General features: G+C 41.1%; 13 protein-coding genes. 6 read left to right on the top strand and 7 right to left on the bottom strand.

What is annotated here, in order from left to right:
* Window positions 1-54: 54 nt before the first annotated feature.
* Complete coding sequence (locus tag ACM0OW_RS15890) at window positions 55-414, bottom strand: rhodanese-like domain-containing protein (protein ID WP_414551136.1); 360 nt, start codon at window positions 412-414, stop codon at window positions 55-57.
* Between the two features lie 169 nt (window positions 415-583).
* On the opposite strand from ACM0OW_RS15890, the gene ACM0OW_RS15895 reads away from it, so the two are divergent.
* Window positions 584-2245: a DUF3352 domain-containing protein gene (locus ACM0OW_RS15895; RefSeq protein WP_414551137.1), complete on the top strand. Its 1662-nt coding sequence runs from the start codon at window positions 584-586 to the stop codon at window positions 2243-2245.
* Window positions 2246-2354: 109 nt separating this feature from the next.
* On the opposite strand, the gene ACM0OW_RS15900 is transcribed toward ACM0OW_RS15895, so the two are convergent.
* Both ACM0OW_RS15900 and ACM0OW_RS15905 read right to left on the bottom strand, forming a co-directional pair.
* On the bottom strand, window positions 2355-6227 hold the full coding sequence (locus ACM0OW_RS15900; protein WP_414551138.1) for a helicase-related protein: 3873 nt from the start codon (window positions 6225-6227) through the stop codon (window positions 2355-2357).
* 335 nt (window positions 6228-6562) lie between these two features.
* Window positions 6563-9766: a hypothetical protein gene (locus ACM0OW_RS15905; RefSeq protein ID WP_414551139.1), complete on the bottom strand. Its 3204-nt coding sequence runs from the start codon at window positions 9764-9766 to the stop codon at window positions 6563-6565.
* A gap of 441 nt (window positions 9767-10207) precedes the next feature.
* On the opposite strand from ACM0OW_RS15905, the gene ACM0OW_RS15910 reads away from it, so the two are divergent.
* The 4 genes from ACM0OW_RS15910 to ACM0OW_RS15925 all read left to right on the top strand — a co-directional run bounded on the left by ACM0OW_RS15910 (window position 10208) and on the right by ACM0OW_RS15925 (window position 12905).
* Complete coding sequence (locus ACM0OW_RS15910; protein WP_414551140.1) at window positions 10208-10699, top strand: hypothetical protein; 492 nt, start codon at window positions 10208-10210, stop codon at window positions 10697-10699.
* Between the two features lie 180 nt (window positions 10700-10879).
* A complete protein-coding gene (cysE, locus tag ACM0OW_RS15915) occupies window positions 10880-11644 on the top strand; it encodes a serine O-acetyltransferase (RefSeq protein ID WP_414551141.1) in 765 nt (254 codons plus the stop codon).
* Window positions 11645-11847: 203 nt separating this feature from the next.
* On the top strand, window positions 11848-12429 hold the full coding sequence (locus ACM0OW_RS15920) for a Crp/Fnr family transcriptional regulator (RefSeq protein WP_414551142.1): 582 nt from the start codon (window positions 11848-11850) through the stop codon (window positions 12427-12429).
* Between the two features lie 71 nt (window positions 12430-12500).
* Window positions 12501-12905 carry an ester cyclase gene (locus ACM0OW_RS15925; protein ID WP_414551143.1) on the top strand — a complete coding sequence of 135 codons (405 nt, stop codon included), beginning with the start codon at window positions 12501-12503 and terminating at the stop codon, window positions 12903-12905.
* Window positions 12906-12977: 72 nt separating this feature from the next.
* Here ACM0OW_RS15925 and ACM0OW_RS15930 read toward each other — a convergent pair whose 3' ends face one another.
* The 4 genes from ACM0OW_RS15930 to cofG form a co-directional block, all read right to left on the bottom strand.
* The gene (locus ACM0OW_RS15930; protein ID WP_414551144.1) at window positions 12978-13562 is read right to left on the bottom strand and encodes an Npun_F5749 family FMN-dependent PPOX-type flavoprotein; all 585 of its coding nucleotides are present in this window, start codon (window positions 13560-13562) and stop codon (window positions 12978-12980) included.
* A gap of 12 nt (window positions 13563-13574) precedes the next feature.
* On the bottom strand, window positions 13575-15737 hold the full coding sequence (locus ACM0OW_RS15935) for a DEAD/DEAH box helicase (protein ID WP_414551145.1): 2163 nt from the start codon (window positions 15735-15737) through the stop codon (window positions 13575-13577).
* 134 nt (window positions 15738-15871) lie between these two features.
* Window positions 15872-16519, bottom strand: a complete 648-nt coding sequence (locus tag ACM0OW_RS15940; protein WP_414551146.1) for an HAD family hydrolase — start codon at window positions 16517-16519, stop codon at window positions 15872-15874.
* 56 nt (window positions 16520-16575) lie between these two features.
* Window positions 16576-17541 carry a 7,8-didemethyl-8-hydroxy-5-deazariboflavin synthase subunit CofG gene (gene cofG, locus ACM0OW_RS15945; protein ID WP_414551147.1) on the bottom strand — a complete coding sequence of 322 codons (966 nt, stop codon included), beginning with the start codon at window positions 17539-17541 and terminating at the stop codon, window positions 16576-16578.
* Window positions 17542-17936: 395 nt separating this feature from the next.
* Between cofG and psbA the strand changes: the two genes are divergently transcribed.
* Window positions 17937-19019 (top strand): photosystem II q(b) protein, encoded by a 1083-nt coding sequence (gene psbA / locus ACM0OW_RS15950; protein ID WP_089090755.1) that lies wholly within the window; start codon window positions 17937-17939, stop codon window positions 19017-19019.
* Window positions 19020-19102: the final 83 nt, after the last annotated feature.

Consider the following 19102-nt stretch of genomic DNA (forward strand, 5'->3'; position numbering starts at 1 on the left):
GTTAACCACACCCAATAGGGGCAGGGAGGGGTATGCAGCCTGAACAACTAATGACTAATATTGGGGAATTGAATCATCCACTACTAGAGAATAGGCATCAATGCCACCCGTAATATTTTTAACATTTGTAAATCCTTGAACCGTTAGCCACTGGCACATTTGGGCAGAGCGAATGCCGTGGTGACATAATACAAGGGTTTCAGCTTGGGGATTGAACATAGTGGGGACTTGATCACCCCATTCCACAAATTCACTCAGGGGGAGGTTGACAAAACCCTCAAGTTTAGCTGCTGCCAGTTCTTGAGGTTCACGTACATCTATTAACTGAATACTTGCATCACCAGAAGACAGACGTTGCGCCAGTTCCTCTACACTAATCTGAGTAATGACTTGACCAGAAGGATTCCCTGTCATGAGATTTTTGTAAACAACCTTATCACCTTTATGGTGACAGAAAATCTTTCTCCTAGCATCAGCATCTATTCCCAGGGAAGTAGTTATAAGAAAATACTGAGACTAGCTTCCTTATCCCTAGCCTCTGGGCTGGCAAATCTAACTGTGTAAAATTTATTTCTGGTGTAGTATGTCTAATGTCAATAGTCAACGCTCATTTATTGGTTTCTTGGTGGCTGGTGCAATCGCACTACTAATCATAGCCGCAGGTTTTTACTGGTTTTTCGCCAAGACTCCGGTGAAGTTATTCGCCTCTACCTCACAGCCCAATGCGGCTATATTCGTATCAAAACTGGCTCCGGTGACGGTTTCGTTGCTGACCAATCCTGAACGCTTACAATCGTTGGAGCGTAAAGGGGAATTCTCACAACTCAAAACCAGTCTCTTGGCTAAAAGTGGTATAGATTACAAACAAGATATTCAGCCTTGGCTAGGAAATGAAATTACCCTCTCCGTGACTACTGTAGATATTGATCGTGATCCAGAGAACGGAAAGCAGCCAGGGTATTTAATGGCACTCGCTACTGAGAAACCAGACAAAAGCCGTGAGTTTTTAGACTTGCTATTTTCTCGCAGGGTATTGGCTGGCGCAAATTTGGCTGTGGAGGAATATGAAGGCGTAAAGCTAATATCTGACGATTCCCAACCACAGCAAGATTCCCTGGCTGGTGCGGTTGTGGATGGCTTTGTTTTATTTGCTAATGATTTGAAGGTGCTGCGAGATGCAATTAATAATGTCCAAGCTCCTGATTTGAATTTGTCCAGTTCGCCCAAATACCAAAAAGCTGCCCAACAATTGCCTAAAGCGTCCTTAGCTACGGCTTTTCTCAATCTTCCCGCCGTGGCAGAATGGCAAGGTTTAGAACTACCAGCAGCAACCTTTGATAGCCAAATTATTTCTTTGTCTTTGAACTCCAAGGGACTGTTAGCAGAAACTAATTTCCTGACTGACTCGGAAATTACGCCCGTTTCTGAACCACTTAGTAAACCTGTCAAGGCGTTAGAATATATACCAGATGGGGCGGGTTTGGTGATTTCCAGTTCTCATTTAGACAATTTGGGTAATAGTGATTTAGCCCAACTCTGGACACAAGTAAAAACGGCTCTCTCTGGTTCTGGAACTGATGTAATTTCTACTGTGGTAAAACCCTTGGCAGAATTGCAAAACAACCAGGGGATAAATTTGGCAGAGGATATCTTTAATTGGGTAAAAGGAGAATATGCCTTAGCTGTGTTACCCCATGCTGGAGAAAGCGCTGCTGATTGGGTGTTTGTGGTGGAAAAACTAGAGGATGTTTCAGAAGGAATTTCTCGTTTAGATGCGATCGCCTCGTCTCATGGACTCAGTATTAGTTCTTTCAACTTGAATCAACAAAAAATCTTTGCTTGGACACAGTTAAATGCTGTAAGTAAAGAAACTGATACTCAAGTACGCCCAGGATTTGCTATTGAGGCCGATGTCCAGGGAGTACACACAACTCTCGGAAATTACGAAATTTTTGCCTCGAATTTGGAAACTTTGAACGAAGTGATCACCAGCAAAAACGATTCGTTGATCAGCGATCGCAATTTCCAAGCTAGTATTGCGGCGATTCCCCAACCCAATCAGGGGTATGTCTATCTCGATTGGACAAAAAGCCAAACTCTGTTAGAGCGTCAATTGCCGATTTTGCCGTTAGTGGAAATAGTGGGTAAACCGTTTTTCCAAAACTTGCGATCGCTCACAATTAGCAGTTATGGTAGCGAGAAAGGATTACTCAAAGGCGGAATATTATTCAGACTTGACCATTGATAGCAAAGGATAGGGATTTGTCCAGTCTCCCCTCTCCTTAGCAAGGAGAGGGGTTGGGGGTGAGGTTCTGTATTTTATTAAATCCACATTCCTAAATTAAAGGTCAAAGTTAATCACCCAACCCGTCTACTAACAAAATGCTGTTGAGTAGATTTAATTCACTAGAGGCGAGAAAATAGCGATCGCTAAAAATAGTCTCCAATTGGCTAAAAACTCTCCGCCCAGCTACAGCAGCCCAAGGAAATGTTTCATATTGGGGAACTACAGGCATAACTAAACCTTGTGGTGTTAAACTTCTTCCTAAAGTTTTCTGCCATGTATCAGGTTCTTCTAACACTTGTTTTGGACTATCATCGTCTGACCTTTTACGCCAAAAATGGGGATAATCAAGGGGAATACTCGCAACAATATTTTGTGTTCTCAAACTTTGGAGTGTGGAATATTCCCAAATCGATTCTTCCTTTTCTCGAATTAAAAGTTGATGTAATTCCTTTGCAGGACGTTTGAGTTTAGGCGGAAACTTGCCATTTTTATCTTGATAAATTACTCTCAGTAATCCTAAAAGTTGTTGGCTATGTTCTTGAATATATTTTCGCCATCCTTCAAAACTGAATTTTTCCTCCGTGCGGCGATGAGACCAGTCTTCCATCCAGAAAGGACCAATACAGGTTAAATAATCAGGAATTACTAAAGCGGCATTTTCTAAAGATGGTAATAATCGGCTTGAACTTCTAGATACAGCTTTGATCAAGGCTTCCAAAGTAGCATAATCTACATAAGACTTAGCCATTCTATCAACTGTATTCCCCTTTAATGTAAATTGGGCAAAGATTTGTCGTGTTAACATCTCTGCTTTTTTGACAATACCTTTTTCCTCTTCCGATTGATGATCATAGACAAAAACTCGTGCTTCTTGCAAAAAACTCCAGACATCATCAGACATTAAATTCAACAATTCCTCATCCCCAACTGACCCCACCGGCACTAAAGCCAGGCGCTGGTTTTTTAGTCCTGCATCCCCTTTAATCCTGGTGTGAATTGTCGAACGTAGCATCATCAATAAAGTTAATAAATCACTAGATTGACGTAACCAGCGCCTTGAGTTGTCAATATCTTCCTCTACAACAAAACCATCATTAATCAGCATTACTAATCGCCTGGCTTTATCATCTCCAGAAACTAGCGTTTTTGTCTCTGGATCTGTATACATCCCTCGACCTCGATAAATGAGTTGGGCGACTTCCATCAAAGCAGCTTCTATGTTAAATCTAGGAATTGCGGCAATAATCCAATCAGTTTTGGGAAAAGAAACACCTCTAGCCCCTGAAGAAGTCATTAAAAAAACGCGGATTTTATCTCTTTTTTCTTCCTGGACTAATTCTAATCGCTTGTTAGGCGGTACACTTTGATCTAAAATTGCCACTTCAGGACTTTGACAAAGAGCATTTTTACACCCTATCAATTTCTGCTTTAATTTACGCAGAAAGGTTTTATTTTGGGCAAAGAAAATTAATTGTTCTGCCCCTGCTTTTAACCCGCGTTCAATTTCTTTGTAGGCATTATCTAATAATTGTTCATCTAATGTAGCTCGTATTGCTTGACGAATTTGTTGTTGAATATTTGTTTTGATCAGCTTCGGTATGATTGGTGAAAGGCGGATACTATATTCAATATTAAGTTGAGAAGCCGGATAGCTATTAGTCATGATATGTAATGCTGGGTATTTTCTCAACCCAATTTTGATATCAGTACCCGTAACGCGAAATGGCGCTTCCCCTTGCGTCGGACTAATTAATACTTTATCAGGGGCAGAATCGCCAGAATTAAGATAACTATTCAGGACTATTTCATTACTTAAAGAAGCATCAGCAATAATCAGAATTACTTTAAACGGTGATTGAGTCCCTTCAAAAGATTCAATAAACTGTTGCTGCAACCAATCTGCTAGTTTATGAACAAATAACGCCCCTGCACCATCACCAGCCAATTCATCCACCATTGCAATGATAGTAGGGATTCTGGCTGCAAAGTTGCGGCGTTCTTGTTGTCCTGGTTTGGTATGAGCTTTTTTAGCAAATAAATTTCCTAAACCATCAATTGTAGTTGTTTTATCAAGGTGTCGATAACCTTGAATTGCTGCTGTCATCACCAGATGATTTACTTGGGGATTGTGTTCTAATAATTTGCGGGCGGAACTAGCAAGAGTGCGGAATACACCGGGACGACGTATTGATTCTACGCTGTCTTCTCGTTCATTGCGAGGACGTTTAAAGCGGCTAGAAGTGACTACGTTACAATAAATTTCGTGTTCCTGTTCAGGTGTTAAGAAAACGGTACTACAATCAGGATGATTCAGTTCTGCAATCCCATCTACAACAACTGCACTATCTACACGGCGCTGTTTTCTACGTTTTTGCTTCACTTCTTCTTCGTACCATTTAGGCGCTGAGGCAATTAAATTGGCATTAGTAGTGATGGTTAATATATCGCGATGATTTTCATCTTTTTTGGCAAGTTTAGAGGTAACATCCCCATTAATCACCACTCGTGGACTGAGATAAATAAACATAAAACCTTCTGACTGTGCTTCTAGAAATTTAATCACAGCCGTGGTTTTACCAATTCCTGGATTTCCTTCTAAAGCAATGACATTCAGCCTTCCAGTTTGGGCAGATTTAAGACCGGTAATGACTGCACTTTCATGGATTGTTCGCAGGGGAATTTGTTCTGGTAGGTGTTTAAAGATGGATTGAAAATGAACCAGAGGACTACTACCAAAGAATTTATGCAGCGATTCTGTTGTTTCAATATTGGCGATCGCATCCTGCTGAGAAAATTCTTGCATAGGGTTGTAGAAACCTGTCACCTGTTCTGTAAATTGGTAGTGCAGTGACGTTTCTGAATTGGGTTTTTGCCTGAGTTGCTTGGCTTGGCGCTCAAAATCCGAGGGAAGCGATCGCACCAATTTATTAAAGGCTACACGAATTTCTGTTGACAGTGCATCCGGTTGGTCATCTAGTTTGCGGGTGTGACGATATGCTTCTCCTAGAGATGTCATCAACTGAGTTCTAGGATTTGGTTCTGATTCTTCAAAAAAATGGGCAGCAATACTTTCACAGCCATTGGAGGTAATAGCGATCGCTCTAGCACTACAACCACCCTCTAACCGTCCTTGTTTTCTTAACAAATTTATCAGACGCTCAGTATAAGATGAAGCTTGACACAACTTAAACAAAGGTTTATCCAAACCACTGAAAGCTGCTAGGTGATTTTTCAGACTTGACGAAAACAAAAATTCCCCACCTTCCACCTCCGCACAAACCCTAGAAAAAACACCTCGTGAATCAATATAACGAGCATAACGGCTCATTTCCTCCCGATGAGCAGCTTCTGTGGTAAAGTCTGCCAATTTTACCGGTGCATTATAAGAAAACTCCAAACACAGAAGGAAATGCTCAAATTTTTGTCTGGTATTCTTTCCACTCGATAACCAAAGCAAAAAATCTGCTCTTGCTGGTTGTCCTGTTGTGACTAATCCTAAATCTGGTTGTCCAGGGAGATTAAAAGCCGCCTTAAATTCCTGTGCTGTTTTTTCTTTTTCCGCTTCACGTTGCATCTGCTGTCCCGGAAGCAGCAACGGACACCAAATAGCTGCCAACTGCGGCTGACGGACTGCTACATACTTGAGACATTCCCGCATTGCTGTCCAGCCTAACCCATAGCCCAATCCCAGCAGATGACGCACCATAGAGCCAACCCATGCTTGAGCATTTGGATCGGTCAACTTCAGAGTTTTCACCAACTGGCTATCAATGTCTGCATTCTTTACCTCTTGCCAAGGTTTCAGAAGCGGATGTTGATCACTAAGTAACTTTTGATGAATCAAATTTTGCAGAACTCCGCGTTTGACAGCAATTTCAAACACCTGTCCCCATATAGATGCTTGTTCTAAAAATGAAATTTGCTTAACTTCCTGTCCCATAAAACTAATCCAAATCGTTAAAAATAGAACAATTGATATTACAGCAATTTCCAGGTAAATGAACCACACTTTAAAATCTCACGCAAAGGCGCAAAGACGCAAAGGAAGAAGGAAATACATCAACAATAGTGTGGTCTAAATGTGTGAAAATTGCTGTAAAAACTGAAAATGTGAACCTTGCAGAACCCTTCTCAGGAAAACGAGCCAACCAAAACCACTCCTTCTTCTTTCTCTGTGTCCTCTGCGCCTCTGCGGTATGCGCTACGCGCACGCTACGCGAACGTTAAAAAAAATTGACTTTGATAAAAAATTGGGTTACTTAACCCAAAATGATATTACTTCCTGCGGTGCAGAACCTGAGAAATATGAGTCAATAAAGCCGGATAGCTGAGATACACCTTACCTTTGCGCCGAGTATGCAATACTTCCACCTCTCCCGCCGCCTCAACAGTATTTGGTGATATCCAACGAAAAGGATCTAAAACGGGAATCAGTTGTCCTTGCTTCTCACCACATTCCGCCTCAATAAAATGTAACCCCCGTAAAACAGAAATTAAGCAAGGATTAACAGGAGAATTTTGCTCTGCATTGACAAGATGTTGGCGAGCGCGTTCTGTCCAAGTAATATCACTTACCCGTTGGTCAGACACTAGAAAATAGACACAAAAACCAGACTGTGGCCGTTCTTGTTCTTGAACTGCAAACAGTGTCGCAAAAGTGTAAACCGGAATTACATCTCGCACCCGAACTGTTTCTACAGAATGCAGAAAATTAGTGTGATCTGCTGCGTGTAAAATTTCAAATGCAGCTTCACCTCTACCACGTTTTTGTAATCTTGTCGCTGGGAACACATCCCGCAGCATAGTATAAATATTTAAATCAGGAAAAGTTTGAAAAACATCTTCTAAAAATTCCTTCGGTGTTAAAGCCGAATTGTAATCTGCTGTGCGGTTAAACCTGCGTCCACGATAAGCATGAGACAGCAAAATAATATGTTGACAGCCTTGATTTTTCAGATAACGAATTTCTTCTTGTACTAAGCGTTGCTTTTTCAACTGTTCTGGAGAATCAACAATATCAGACTGGATTCTTTCTGCTTTGAGTTCATAACCAGAAACAGGATTAACTACAGCAGTAGCAATATAACTTTGAGTCAGAAAAAGATAACCTTTATCTTCCGATTTTAATAAAACAGCCTCATTACAAGGACGAGTTGCATAGGAAATTAAACCAATTTTTGGTACTTCTGGCGGTACTGGTGTAGTAATAGCCAAAGGAAAAGCACTTAATAAAGCATTAAAAATATTTCGTTTTATAAATTTAGTACTGTCATTCTGTTTAGCCAAATTGTCGAGAATAACTCCTTGCATTCTGATATTAGTATCTTCAGCTAATATCGCTTCTAAAGTTTGGGCGGCTGCATAAACGTAATTATCACCACTGGTTTCATCAGCAGTTTTACCTTGATCTTGGAGTCGTAGCATTAAGGTAGTAAAATTAGATTTACTACTTTGGTTTAATTTATCAATAATCCGCCATAAACAGCAGTAAACTAATACTGTAAAAGCAGCAACAGCCGCCGCATGATATTGTTTATTTTCTTCACCTCTTTTTTTGTCTTTGGAACGAGTTAAAAGTTTAGCGTCATAATCAATGATGACTGCTGCTGGTAAAATCCATCCTCCAGCATGACGAGCATTGGGAGATAATTCATACTTCCAATCTTTTTCTTCTTTATTAAAAGAGAAAGAGCGAGGAACCCAAATAATTTGCAGCAGTTGTTGGGTTAATAACCTTTGGGCTTGAATTGGATAGCTATCGCCTTTGGTTACTAAATCATGTTCGGAAATATCTGTATTTACATGAACAGAAAATAAAAGCCCCGGTGTTTCTGGAGTATTGCAAATTTCAATATGTTTAAACCATTCTACATTTTCACGGCTAGTTTGAGGAGAACTTTTGAGTAAATCCCTGACTCCTGCTTCTGCTCCTTCTAAACGTGACCATTCAATAATGCTCCGTTTTACACAAATAAATTGTTGGGAAGATTGCTTTTGCACCTGGGAAATAACTTTTTCACCTTTGGTTTGAAGTACATCAATTAAACCAGAAGCAATTGTTTGCATTGAAGACTCACGGTTTCGTAAATCATCTATGACTTGTTGGATATCTGTCTTACCGCCTGCTTTCATCTCTGTGATGATTTTGTCAACAAAATTAGGGAAATCTTCTGCACTTATTCCTTTTTCACCTGGAAGAGGAATAACAATTCTTAAAAATATGAGTTCAGCTAGACGACGACATACTCTCCAGGGGTTTTGGGCTACTGTTTCATCATCTGTTTTTAGTTCTTCTTCAATTTGGTCAAGTCGTGCTAAAAAAGCTGATTTCTGCTTCTCAGGATTATTACCATTAATCCGAAAACGATAACTTACTTCGCGGACTACCCCATAACTAGTTCCTTGTTGATTTCTGGTTTTTTCCTCGAAGATTTGAGTTTCCCATTCCGCCCAAACTGGAAGACAGTAATAGAAAGTTGCTTTATTCAAGTATTCTGATAAATCAAATTCAGCACCAACGCCAAAAGCAGCAGTTAAATCAACGTTGTAACCGACTTCTGTTGCAGATGTTAATAGATTGCTGACGCGATGGACATATTCTGCTAAAAGCTGATGTTTGGGTTGACTATTCGTGGGACTATATTGAGCGATCGCCTCCATAATCCGCAGGGTAATTGTCTGTCTTACCCGTGCTAAGGCTTCATCATCTAAAAAATTAAGAAATCGAGTTAATTGGCTATCTGTTCTATCTCGCTCTGCACGTAAACTATCAATAGCTGCTTCAATATCATCTTCATCCCAATCTAGCTGATTCTGCACATAGTCCCTAACTGCACTACACATCCGTTCAAAGTAATCATCAGCATCAATTTGTTCACGAGCCGAAATTACTTTGGCGACACGCTTATTTTTGATATTAGTCTTAGCCTCAGCATCAGGGAAAGCAATCGGCACAAGGTTAGCTGTTTGTGGTTTATTCTGAAAATTAGCACCTGTTTTTTTCGCTAATTGCTGAAGCTGTTGAATCGGTTGATCTAACAACAGTGTTGACAATGAATTTTCTTGAGGTAATGCAGCCTCAATCTCTTGATCAATAACTCTAATTAACTTCTCTACAGCAGCAGATAGCCTAACTGTACTTTTTTCTGTTAAGTTACCACCAACCAGAGACTTAGTTCCAAATCCTGATAATTCCAAATCTTGAATAAACCCGCCACCTTCTTTGGGGTTAAAAGCTTCGTTGAAATCTTTTAATCCAAACAGCCTCCGTAAAACTGCTGAACTACAAAGCCGTAACCGTTGCTTTTGACTATCGAAATCAAACGCCAGCTTGTAGTCAGGATGTAACCCAGTTGTATTTGTTCTATTTTCCTTAGTGGGAATAGATTTAGCTAGTAATTCTACCAGAGTTGCTAGGTCAATAGAAGGTTTAGGTGAGCTTGCCTGAATTTTGGCACTACCAATTTTCTCTGACGACATATTTACTTTATCCTTTACACCAGCCTGTTGACTGCTTCACTTGCTTCAACTATCAAGTTGGAACAAATGGAACCTTTCCCCTACGTAACTTAAGTATAAGTGATTTGTCAAGTTATGGCAGCCCCAGGTATAGTCAGCTACAAAAATATCTGTGGTCAATTGCCACAATTTTCAATAAATTAGACCACCATTTAGAGACATTGTATACAATACTCTACGGAATTTAAAATTCCTTTATGTATTTCATGTACCTGAAAATAGCTGTAATTGTGTAGCTCATCAAGGTAGGAATCGCCATAAACTAAATTCTCCAACGTTTTGTGACATTTTTCTTTGATCCCTACTGTGAAATTTGCCAATTGTCTAAAAATTTATCTGGAATTGTTGCACGATAAAATGTTGTATATATCATCAAGATAAAGCCTGTTGAGATGCTCCTTTATGAAATACCGTCGCCCCCGGCATCATTTTCGAGGTAGCTGGATGGTAGCGATTACTGCCGCCATTACAGCTACACCAGCAATAGCAGCCACATCACATTTTGGGACATTTAGCCTATCACCAGGTTTTGAACCAGCAGCAGGAATAGTGACTGGTCACACAGGTGGTTATTATTCCCTGTCTGAGATTAGCAGACGCGATCGCGATAGAAATCCCTGCGTCGGTTTTGCTGACCCCCAACCAGATCACATTTTGAAGTTGGAAAAAGACTTTGATCGGCTGAACATACAAGTCAACAGTGGCGCGTATGACACCACCCTAGTCATCCAAGGCCCAGACGACAAAACAATACGCTGCGGCGATGACACTGGTACAAACAAAGATGCCAGCTTTGAAGACAAAAACTTTAAAAGTGGTACTTATAAAATTTGGGTAGGTACTTTTAATCCTGGGATGAGGCGTAACTATACTCTAACAGTGCAGCAGAAATAACTCCCCAATCGCCAGAAAAAAAGAACGGGAAAAAGGGATAAAAATTTTGCTCCGAGTCCAATTCCCCCCTACACCCTGTCCCCTGCACCTCTGCCTCTTCCTACTCACCAAATTTCAGAGTTGACCCAGGAACGATATTATGGGAAAGTAGCTCGTTTTGCTTTCCGAGGGTACTATCTCGTGCTATCTAGACTACGTGCTGATTTTCGCATCATATTTGAACGTGACCCGGCTGCCCGTAACTGGTTAGAGGTCTTGTTTTGTTACCCAGGTTTGCAAGCCCTGCTATTCCATCGGCTAGCTCACTGGCTCTACCATATTGGTCTGCCCTTTTTCCCCCGCTTAATTTCTCATACAGCTAGGTTTTTGACAGGAATCGAAATCCATCCAGGCGCAACAATTGGGCTGGGTGTGTTTATCGACCACGGTATGGGCGTAGTAATTGGTGAAACCGCCATAGTGGGGGACTATACCCTAATTTATCAAGGTGTCACCCTTGGGGGAACTGGTAAACAAACCGGCAAGCGCCATCCGACTGTGGGGGAAAATGTCGTAGTTGGAGCTGGTGCAAAGGTGCTGGGCAATATTCAAATTGGTAATAATGTCCGCATTGGTGCAGGGTCAGTTGTTCTCAGGGATGTGCCTACTGATTGCACAGTGGTAGGCGTACCTGGTCGCATTGTCTATCGTTCTGGTGCGCGAGTTGCGCCCCTAGAACACAACAACCTACCAGATTCGGAAGCTGAAGTAATTCGTGCTTTAGTTGATCGAATTGAGTCCTTAGAACAACAAGTCCAAAATCTCCAAAACAATCAGACTTCTCCAAAAACTCATGTTTTAGCCGTTTCTGTAGTTTCTCCTGAAAGTGACTTATTAAAAGATCCTCCTTTGTGTAGCCTCCGAGATAAAGCCATTCAGCAATTTCTTGATGGTGCGGGTATATAGCGGGGATTGGGGAGAATTTTGGACATTTCTGGATCAAAGTATAAATCACGCGATCGCCTCAAACTTGGGGCGTGATGTGATTTTAGCGTTAAAAAACCATACTTTGGCTCATGTGTCGCCAAGTGCTGAATGCTGAGTATAAAACCAGTTTCTCGTAAAACCAAGATGTAAAGGTATCACAAACTTAAAGTTTAGATTGTAAAATGTATGAACCATTTTATGAATTTATTCGGCAAATTTTGCCTGAGTTCACAATTGACTTGAACCTTGTTGAACCACTGCTAGAGTCAAGAAAGGTTTACAAGGGAGAATTTTTGTTCCAAGAAGGTGATTTCTGTAATTTTCTTGGTTTGACACTGAAAGGTTGTCTGAGAACGTTTTTTATCAAAGAAGCAAAAGAGTTTACTCTATTTTTTCACCCTGAACATCAACCACTAGGTGACTACGAAAGTTTCTGCAAGCAATGCCCCGCGTGTTTTTCCTGTCAAGCAATTGAAGACTCTGAGGTACTGCTCGTTAATCATCAGGTATTTCACCTTTTTGAAATAGCACCAGATGGTCAAAAATTTCTTCGACTTCATGCTGAAAACCTTGCGTTTATGCTGCGAGCTAAATTGTTTTCTCTTTTTAGAGATTCTCCTGAAAAGCGTTATCTCGACCTTATTCAAACTGAACCTGAACTTTTGCAGCGCATTCCTCAATACTATTTAGCTTCGTATCTTGGTATTGAGCCAGAATCTCTAAGTCGATTAAAACGAAGAGTCCATAGCCAATCGGTTTCTTAACTTAAGTCAATGCCAACTAGGGGCTTATGAGGTAAATTCGCAATGAAATACTTCAAAAACAAAAATCTGCAATGTTGTTAGAACAAAATAAATCCATTGTCCTGCAAGCCTACGAAGCTTTTGATTTGGGAGATATCGAAAAAGGTAGAGCGTTTGTCGCCCCAAATATTACTGGTTGTGTAATGGGAAGCAATAAACTTCTTGGGGCTAATGCCTTCTTTGAGTATGCACTAATGATGCGTGCGGCTTTTTCAGATGGTCGCCACACTTTTGAAGATGTGATCGCTGAAAGAGACTTAGTTGTCACCCGTGGAACGTTTAGTGGCACTCATTCTGGAGAAATTATGGGTATTCCTCCCACAGGAAAGCTGGTCAAGTTTTCAGTTTTTCATGTTGATCGTGTCATAGATAGCAAAATTTTAGAGCATTGGGGACAAGGTGACACGATGGCGTTAATGCAGCAGTTGGGATCATAACTGCTAAAACAGGAAAAATGATATTGACAAATCCTCTCTCTTTATCGAATGAAACAGCCTTGAGTCCCTAAGTCAAGGATTAATTTCTTGACTAACCCACTCTTGCTGCTCATCAAGGTGATAAATTCGCCGATTTTGGGGTTCTCCACGTAATTCTAGATGATCCACCTGTGTGGGTTCCAGTAACAATAAGCAAAAATTTGGCAGTGGTTGGGCAGAATTCGGTGGTGATGGCGCAAAGGCTTCTGGTTTATCTACTCTGGGTTTACCAGGATTAGGCCAAGCAAATTGTAAACGCGCTGCATCACTTAATTCTTGCCAAATTTTGATTCGGGCTGGTTGGAGGATAGGGTGAGAATCATCGTCTCCGATTAAAGTTAAGCAACCAGAAAGCCGAAATTGTTCTCGCGTATTGGGAAAATACCAACAAATTTCTGCCCAAGGTTGTTTTTCTATTTGGTCAACTTTATCACTCCGGGCATCAGTAATAAATTTTAACTGGTTGCTATCTTCCAGAAAACCACGAAACACAACGGTACGGTTAGCAGGACGATTGTTTTCCCCGACTGTTGCTAATTGTAGGTAACGGGCGTAAACTAGGCTACGATTACGATGCAGCGCACGGGCGATCGCACTTCGCCAAGGAGCAATGGACATGATTTTAATAACCTACCACTTTAATATTTGCTGCTTAACTTCAATAATATCTAGATAATCCTCAGTAAACGCTTTTCGTAACAGCGAATGGGGAATAAATTGATCATACTTTTGCAGTTCTGGGGCTTCTGCGGAACTGACTAAATCTTCTGCTGTAATTCTTTGTTCACACAATGAAACAAGTTCTGTGTGCAGATGTTTAAATTTATCTTTACCTAATTTGATTGTCAAATAATAAGGATTCACCCCACCAATACTGTTGATTTCTAAAGATTCTCGACACAAAGAATTAAGCAATCTTTCCAAAGTCCGGTAAGCCACTGTACCCATCCAAGGAAAGATGCAACATCTACCTTTTTCTAAAGGTAAAATATTTTGTTTATCTAATCCAGCTTTTTGGATAAGTTGCCGAACTAATTTTAAACGTGCGTGAGCATTTTTTTGTAAGTAACTATATTCTATATCTTCTAGTAATACCTGCCGCATTTTTTGCAAAACTCTGGTGTGAATGCTACCACTACCACCACGCCAATAAATAGTAGCTTTACCTGCTACTTGCTTCACCAAAATTACCTTTTTTTTGAAGTCAACTTCTAAAACTTCCCAAGTTCTACCGGCTAAGGCGAATTGATTACCCACAGGCGAAGGTATAGAAATACTGCCAATTTCTGTTGTCCCTTGCTTGACAGTATATTCTTGAGTATCAGCAAACACAGCATAAAACTGGAATTTTCCGACTATCTTTTCTCCAGCCAAACCAATGATTAATTTACCTTGTTCTGTCTGCTGAATGTGGTCTATATCAATTAAATAGCGTAGTAATAACTTATATTCTTCTGAAGAAATAGCCGCAAAAGGTGATAAATTTAAAATCTGTTTAGCTAAAGCAGCAGGTTTCATTTCTCCTGTTGCTGCCAAAATACTCATTGTCTGATGATATAACAAACTCAAAGGATATTTAATCGGTTCTATCGGTTCAATCCAACGTTCTTCTAGATAAAGTTGAATAATGGCAATACACTGTAAAAGTTGCCAAGGAATTTGTTCTGGTAGGGGTGCTTCGGATAATGGTTGATTTTCTCCACAAATCAAGCGCATATCAGCAGCTTCGCCTCTCCTACCACTGCGTCCTAAACGTTGTAAAAAACTCGCAACAGATAAAGGCGATTCTAACTGAATAACTCGCTCTAAATGACCAATATCTATGCCTAATTCTAACGTGAGAGTAGCAGCAGTCACAGCCGCACTGTGGGGTTCTCTCATAGCATTTTCCGCAGATTGGCGTAAGCTAGCAGAGATACTACCATGATGTACGTGATAAATATCTGGTAATGCTTGTGCTGTAGCAATTCGGCGTAAAGATGCAATTACTGATTCAGTTTGAGTGCGATTATTAGCAAAAATTAGGCATTTACGAGATTTACTGAGGTTAAAAATATATTTTTCGTAAGCTGTGGCTTCTGATTCATCAATTTCACTATCAAGATAAAAATGTTCTACCGCCAGTTTAATTTGGCGTTTTTCGGTGGTGATATTGGGAGTAATTACAGGCTTGTCAGTTCCAGAACTTAACCACTCTTCAGCCATTGCATAATTACCCAGAGTGGCTGATAAACCAATGCGGCGCGGTTGGGTTTTTGTGATGTTGGCTAAACGCTGTAATTGGCAAATAATCTGACAACCACGTTCAGAACCCATAAAGGAATGAATTTCATCGATGATTACAAATCGTAAATCACCAAATAAGCGCATTAAGTCATTATTCTTGTTAATTAACAAGCTTTCTAAAGATTCTGGCGTAATTTGGAGAATGCCTTGAGGATTCTTAATCAGCCTATTTTTGCGACTTTGTGCTACATCACCATGCCAATGCCACACGGGAATATCTGCTGTTTTCAGCAAGTCGTTGAGGCGTTCAAATTGGTCGTTAATTAAAGCTTTGATGGGACTAATATACAATACACCGATGCTTTTAGCGGGTTTTTCATGTAATAGAGTCAACACTGGTAAAAATGCTGCTTCTGTTTTTCCTGCCGCAGTTGCAGCCGCAATTAATAAATGAACATCAGTGTTAAATATAACTTCACAAGCGGCTAATTGTACTGTTCGTAATTCAGTCCAGTTGTGATGGTAGATGTATTCTTGGATAAAGGGTGCAAGTCTGGAAAAAGTCATTAGTCATAGTTATGGATAAAATAATTAACCACAGGTAAACCCTATGTCAATAATGTCGAACCTATCCCACTAATACCAGATCGTGGTAATCTAATTTAGGATATAGGTGCGCTCAAACTCAAGGGTGCTGGAGCTTAACTAACGCTTTGTTGTTTCAGCAGATATGGCAATTGTCGCATATCCTCAAACAGGATAGCACCCTCTTTTTCTAGCTTATGTGCGGGTGTAAGTTTCGCATAACCAAATACTTTCATCCCAGCCGCTATACCTGCTCTCGCCCCGATGGGAGTATCTTCAACTACAGCACATTTTGCTGGCTCAACTCCCATCTTCTCGGCTGCATATAAAAATACATCAGGATATGGTTTTCCTCTCGCTACCTCTGTCACACTAAAGAGCCTTCCCTCAAAGTGGCTGAATAAATTTGTGATTCCAAGGGTGGTTTGCATCTTGTTATGGTCGCCACTTGAGGCCACGCAGTATGGCGTTTCCATCACACTCAGCACTTCCACAATTCCATCTACTGGTTTAAGATTGTTGTTTAATGCGATCGCCGTTCTGTTTGTATACTCCTGGATAAATCCTTCTGGGATTGGCTTTCCTAAAAGTTCCTCGATCAACTCAACACAACGAGACATCGAGTTCCCGACAAACTGCTCAAACATATCCTCCAGTGTCACAGGTATTCCCAACTCATTCAGCATTTGGGCAAAAACTGTATTAGTCAGATGTTCACTATCTACCAACACCCCATCACAATCAAAAATAATTAAGTCAAACATGAAAATATAGTGATGTTCGATACTCAGGATGTAGAAAGTATATTACTTGCAAGAATTTAATAACTACTATTTCGCAAGTGTTTCACAGCCGTTTGCAATTCCCCCATCAACCAATTATCAAACTGGGGATAAATAGGCAAACGTGGCACTAACTCCCAACCCGCAGGCTGTAAAATTTCTCTCAAAGCTTGTTCCTGAATATGAGGATAATCAGGGTTCACTTCATCTTTGGGGCTGATTCCGCCTAAATCTCTCGCGCCAGCTTCGATACAAGCCAGTAACCATCGGTCATCTTGAACTAAATTTGGCGGAATTTGAATTGTAATATCTGGCGGTAAAATTTGACGTGCTTTGGCAATTACTTCTGGTAATTGATGAGGGTCAAAAGCTGCTGCATCAAAGGTTTGCTGATTTCCTGGGCTGTGGGGTTGTAAGATGACTTCTTGAATGTGATGGTAACGCTGATGTAAATCAGATATCGCCGCTAAAGTTTCCCAGCAATCATCTTCAGTTTCCCCAATTCCTAAAAGTAAACCAGTGGTAAAGGGAATCTGCAACTCTCCCGCCCATGCTAATTGTTGCAACCTAATTTCTGGTAATTTACTTGGTGCGTGTCGATGCACAGTATTTAACAATGCTGGGGTTAACTGTTCCAGCATCAAACCCATCGAAACATTGACATTCTTCAGCTTTTCCATCTCCGCAAAACTCAGTATTCCCGCATTAGTGTGTGGCAAAAATCCCATTTCCCAAGCTAATTCACACAAATCATAAATCCTCTGAAACCACTGCTGACGCTGGGGTGAATGGGGATGTACTTCACCGCTGAGAATGAGGATTTCACATACTTTTTGGCTTTGCAGTTGTAGCAAAATGGTTTCTGCTGCCGCTAAAGTCATCCAGGGGCTTTGACCTGGTGCGGTGCGAAAGTTGCAGTATGTACAGCGATTGAAGCACTCGTAAGTCGGAACGATGGTATACGCCGGGCTATAGGTAACGGTGGAAGAATGAGAATTTGGCATAAGACACTATATATATACACATATCTTGCACCAGGCGACTGGAAGTCACGGCTACACAGGCGAAACCCGCACTTCGACAAGCTCAGTGACCACCTACGCGGGTTGAAAACCTTAATTTTATGTTAGTCCGCGCAGGCGGACTTTGTTTGGGTGGTTCCGCAATTTCTAAGGGTTCCAGGGCTAGGTGCAAGATGTGAGTATATGTTGATTTGCTCAGATTCCCTACTGCATCAAATATATGATTTTGCTTACAGCATGGGCTTTTAGAGGTTTGCACAGGGTGATTGTAAATATATTTGTTAAAAAGCTTTACAAATCGAAATAAATGATTTAGTATGTTTACAACAGGTAGAAAGACCTACCTGATTCATAAAAACAACAGCAATTATAAAAACATGACTACTACCTTACAACAGCGCCAAAGCGCTAACGTATGGGATCGCTTCTGCGAGTGGATCACCAGCACCGACAACCGCATTTACATCGGTTGGTTCGGAGTCCTCATGATCCCAACCCTACTAGCTGCTACCACCTGCTTCATCATCGCATTCGTAGCTGCTCCTCCAGTAGACATCGACGGTATCCGCGAACCCGTAGCTGGTTCCTTGATTTACGGAAACAACATCATCTCCGGTGCAGTTGTTCCTTCTTCCAACGCTATCGGCTTGCACTTCTACCCCATCTGGGAAGCAGCTTCCTTAGATGAGTGGTTATACAACGGCGGTCCTTACCAATTGGTAATTTTCCACTTCTTGATCGGTTGCGCTTGCTACTTAGGTCGTCAGTGGGAACTATCTTACCGCTTGGGTATGCGCCCTTGGATCTGTGTAGCTTACTCTGCGCCTTTGGCTTCTGCTACCGCAGTCTTCTTAATCTACCCCATCGGACAAGGTTCATTCTCTGACGGTATGCCTTTGGGTATCTCTGGAACCTTCAACTTCATGATTGTGTTCCAAGCAGAACACAACATCTTGATGCACCCCTTCCACATGTTGGGTGTAGCTGGTGTCTTCGGTGGTTCTTTGTTCTCCGCAATGCACGGTTCCTTGGTAACTTCTTCCTTGGTACGTGAAACAACCGAAACCGAATCACAAAACTACGGTTACAAGTTCGGACAAGAAGAAGAAACCTACAACATCGTTGCTGCACACGGCTACTTCGGTCGGTTAATCTTCCAATACGCTTCCTTCAACAACAGCCGTTCACTTCACTTCTTCCTAGCTGCTTGGCCTGTAATCGGTATCTGGTTTACCGCTTTGGGTATCAGCACAATGGCATTCAACTTGAACGGTTTCAACTTCAACCAATCAGTAATTGATTCTCAAGGTCGCGTTATCGCTACCTGGGCTGACGTAATCAACCGCGCTAACTTGGGTATGGAAGTAATGCACGAGCGTAACGCTCACAACTTCCCCCTAGACTTGGCTGCTGCTGATGTTGCTCCAGTTGCTTTAACTGCACCTGCTATCAACGGTTAATCATCAAGTTTAGCTGAACGAAAAGCGCCTCCTGGAAACAGGGGGCGTTTTTTATTGTGAACGCAGATAAACGCAGATAAACG

The sequence above is a fragment of the Anabaena sp. CCY 0017 genome (assembly GCF_963920885.1).
In the GTDB taxonomy this organism is placed as follows: domain Bacteria; phylum Cyanobacteriota; class Cyanobacteriia; order Cyanobacteriales; family Nostocaceae; genus Nodularia.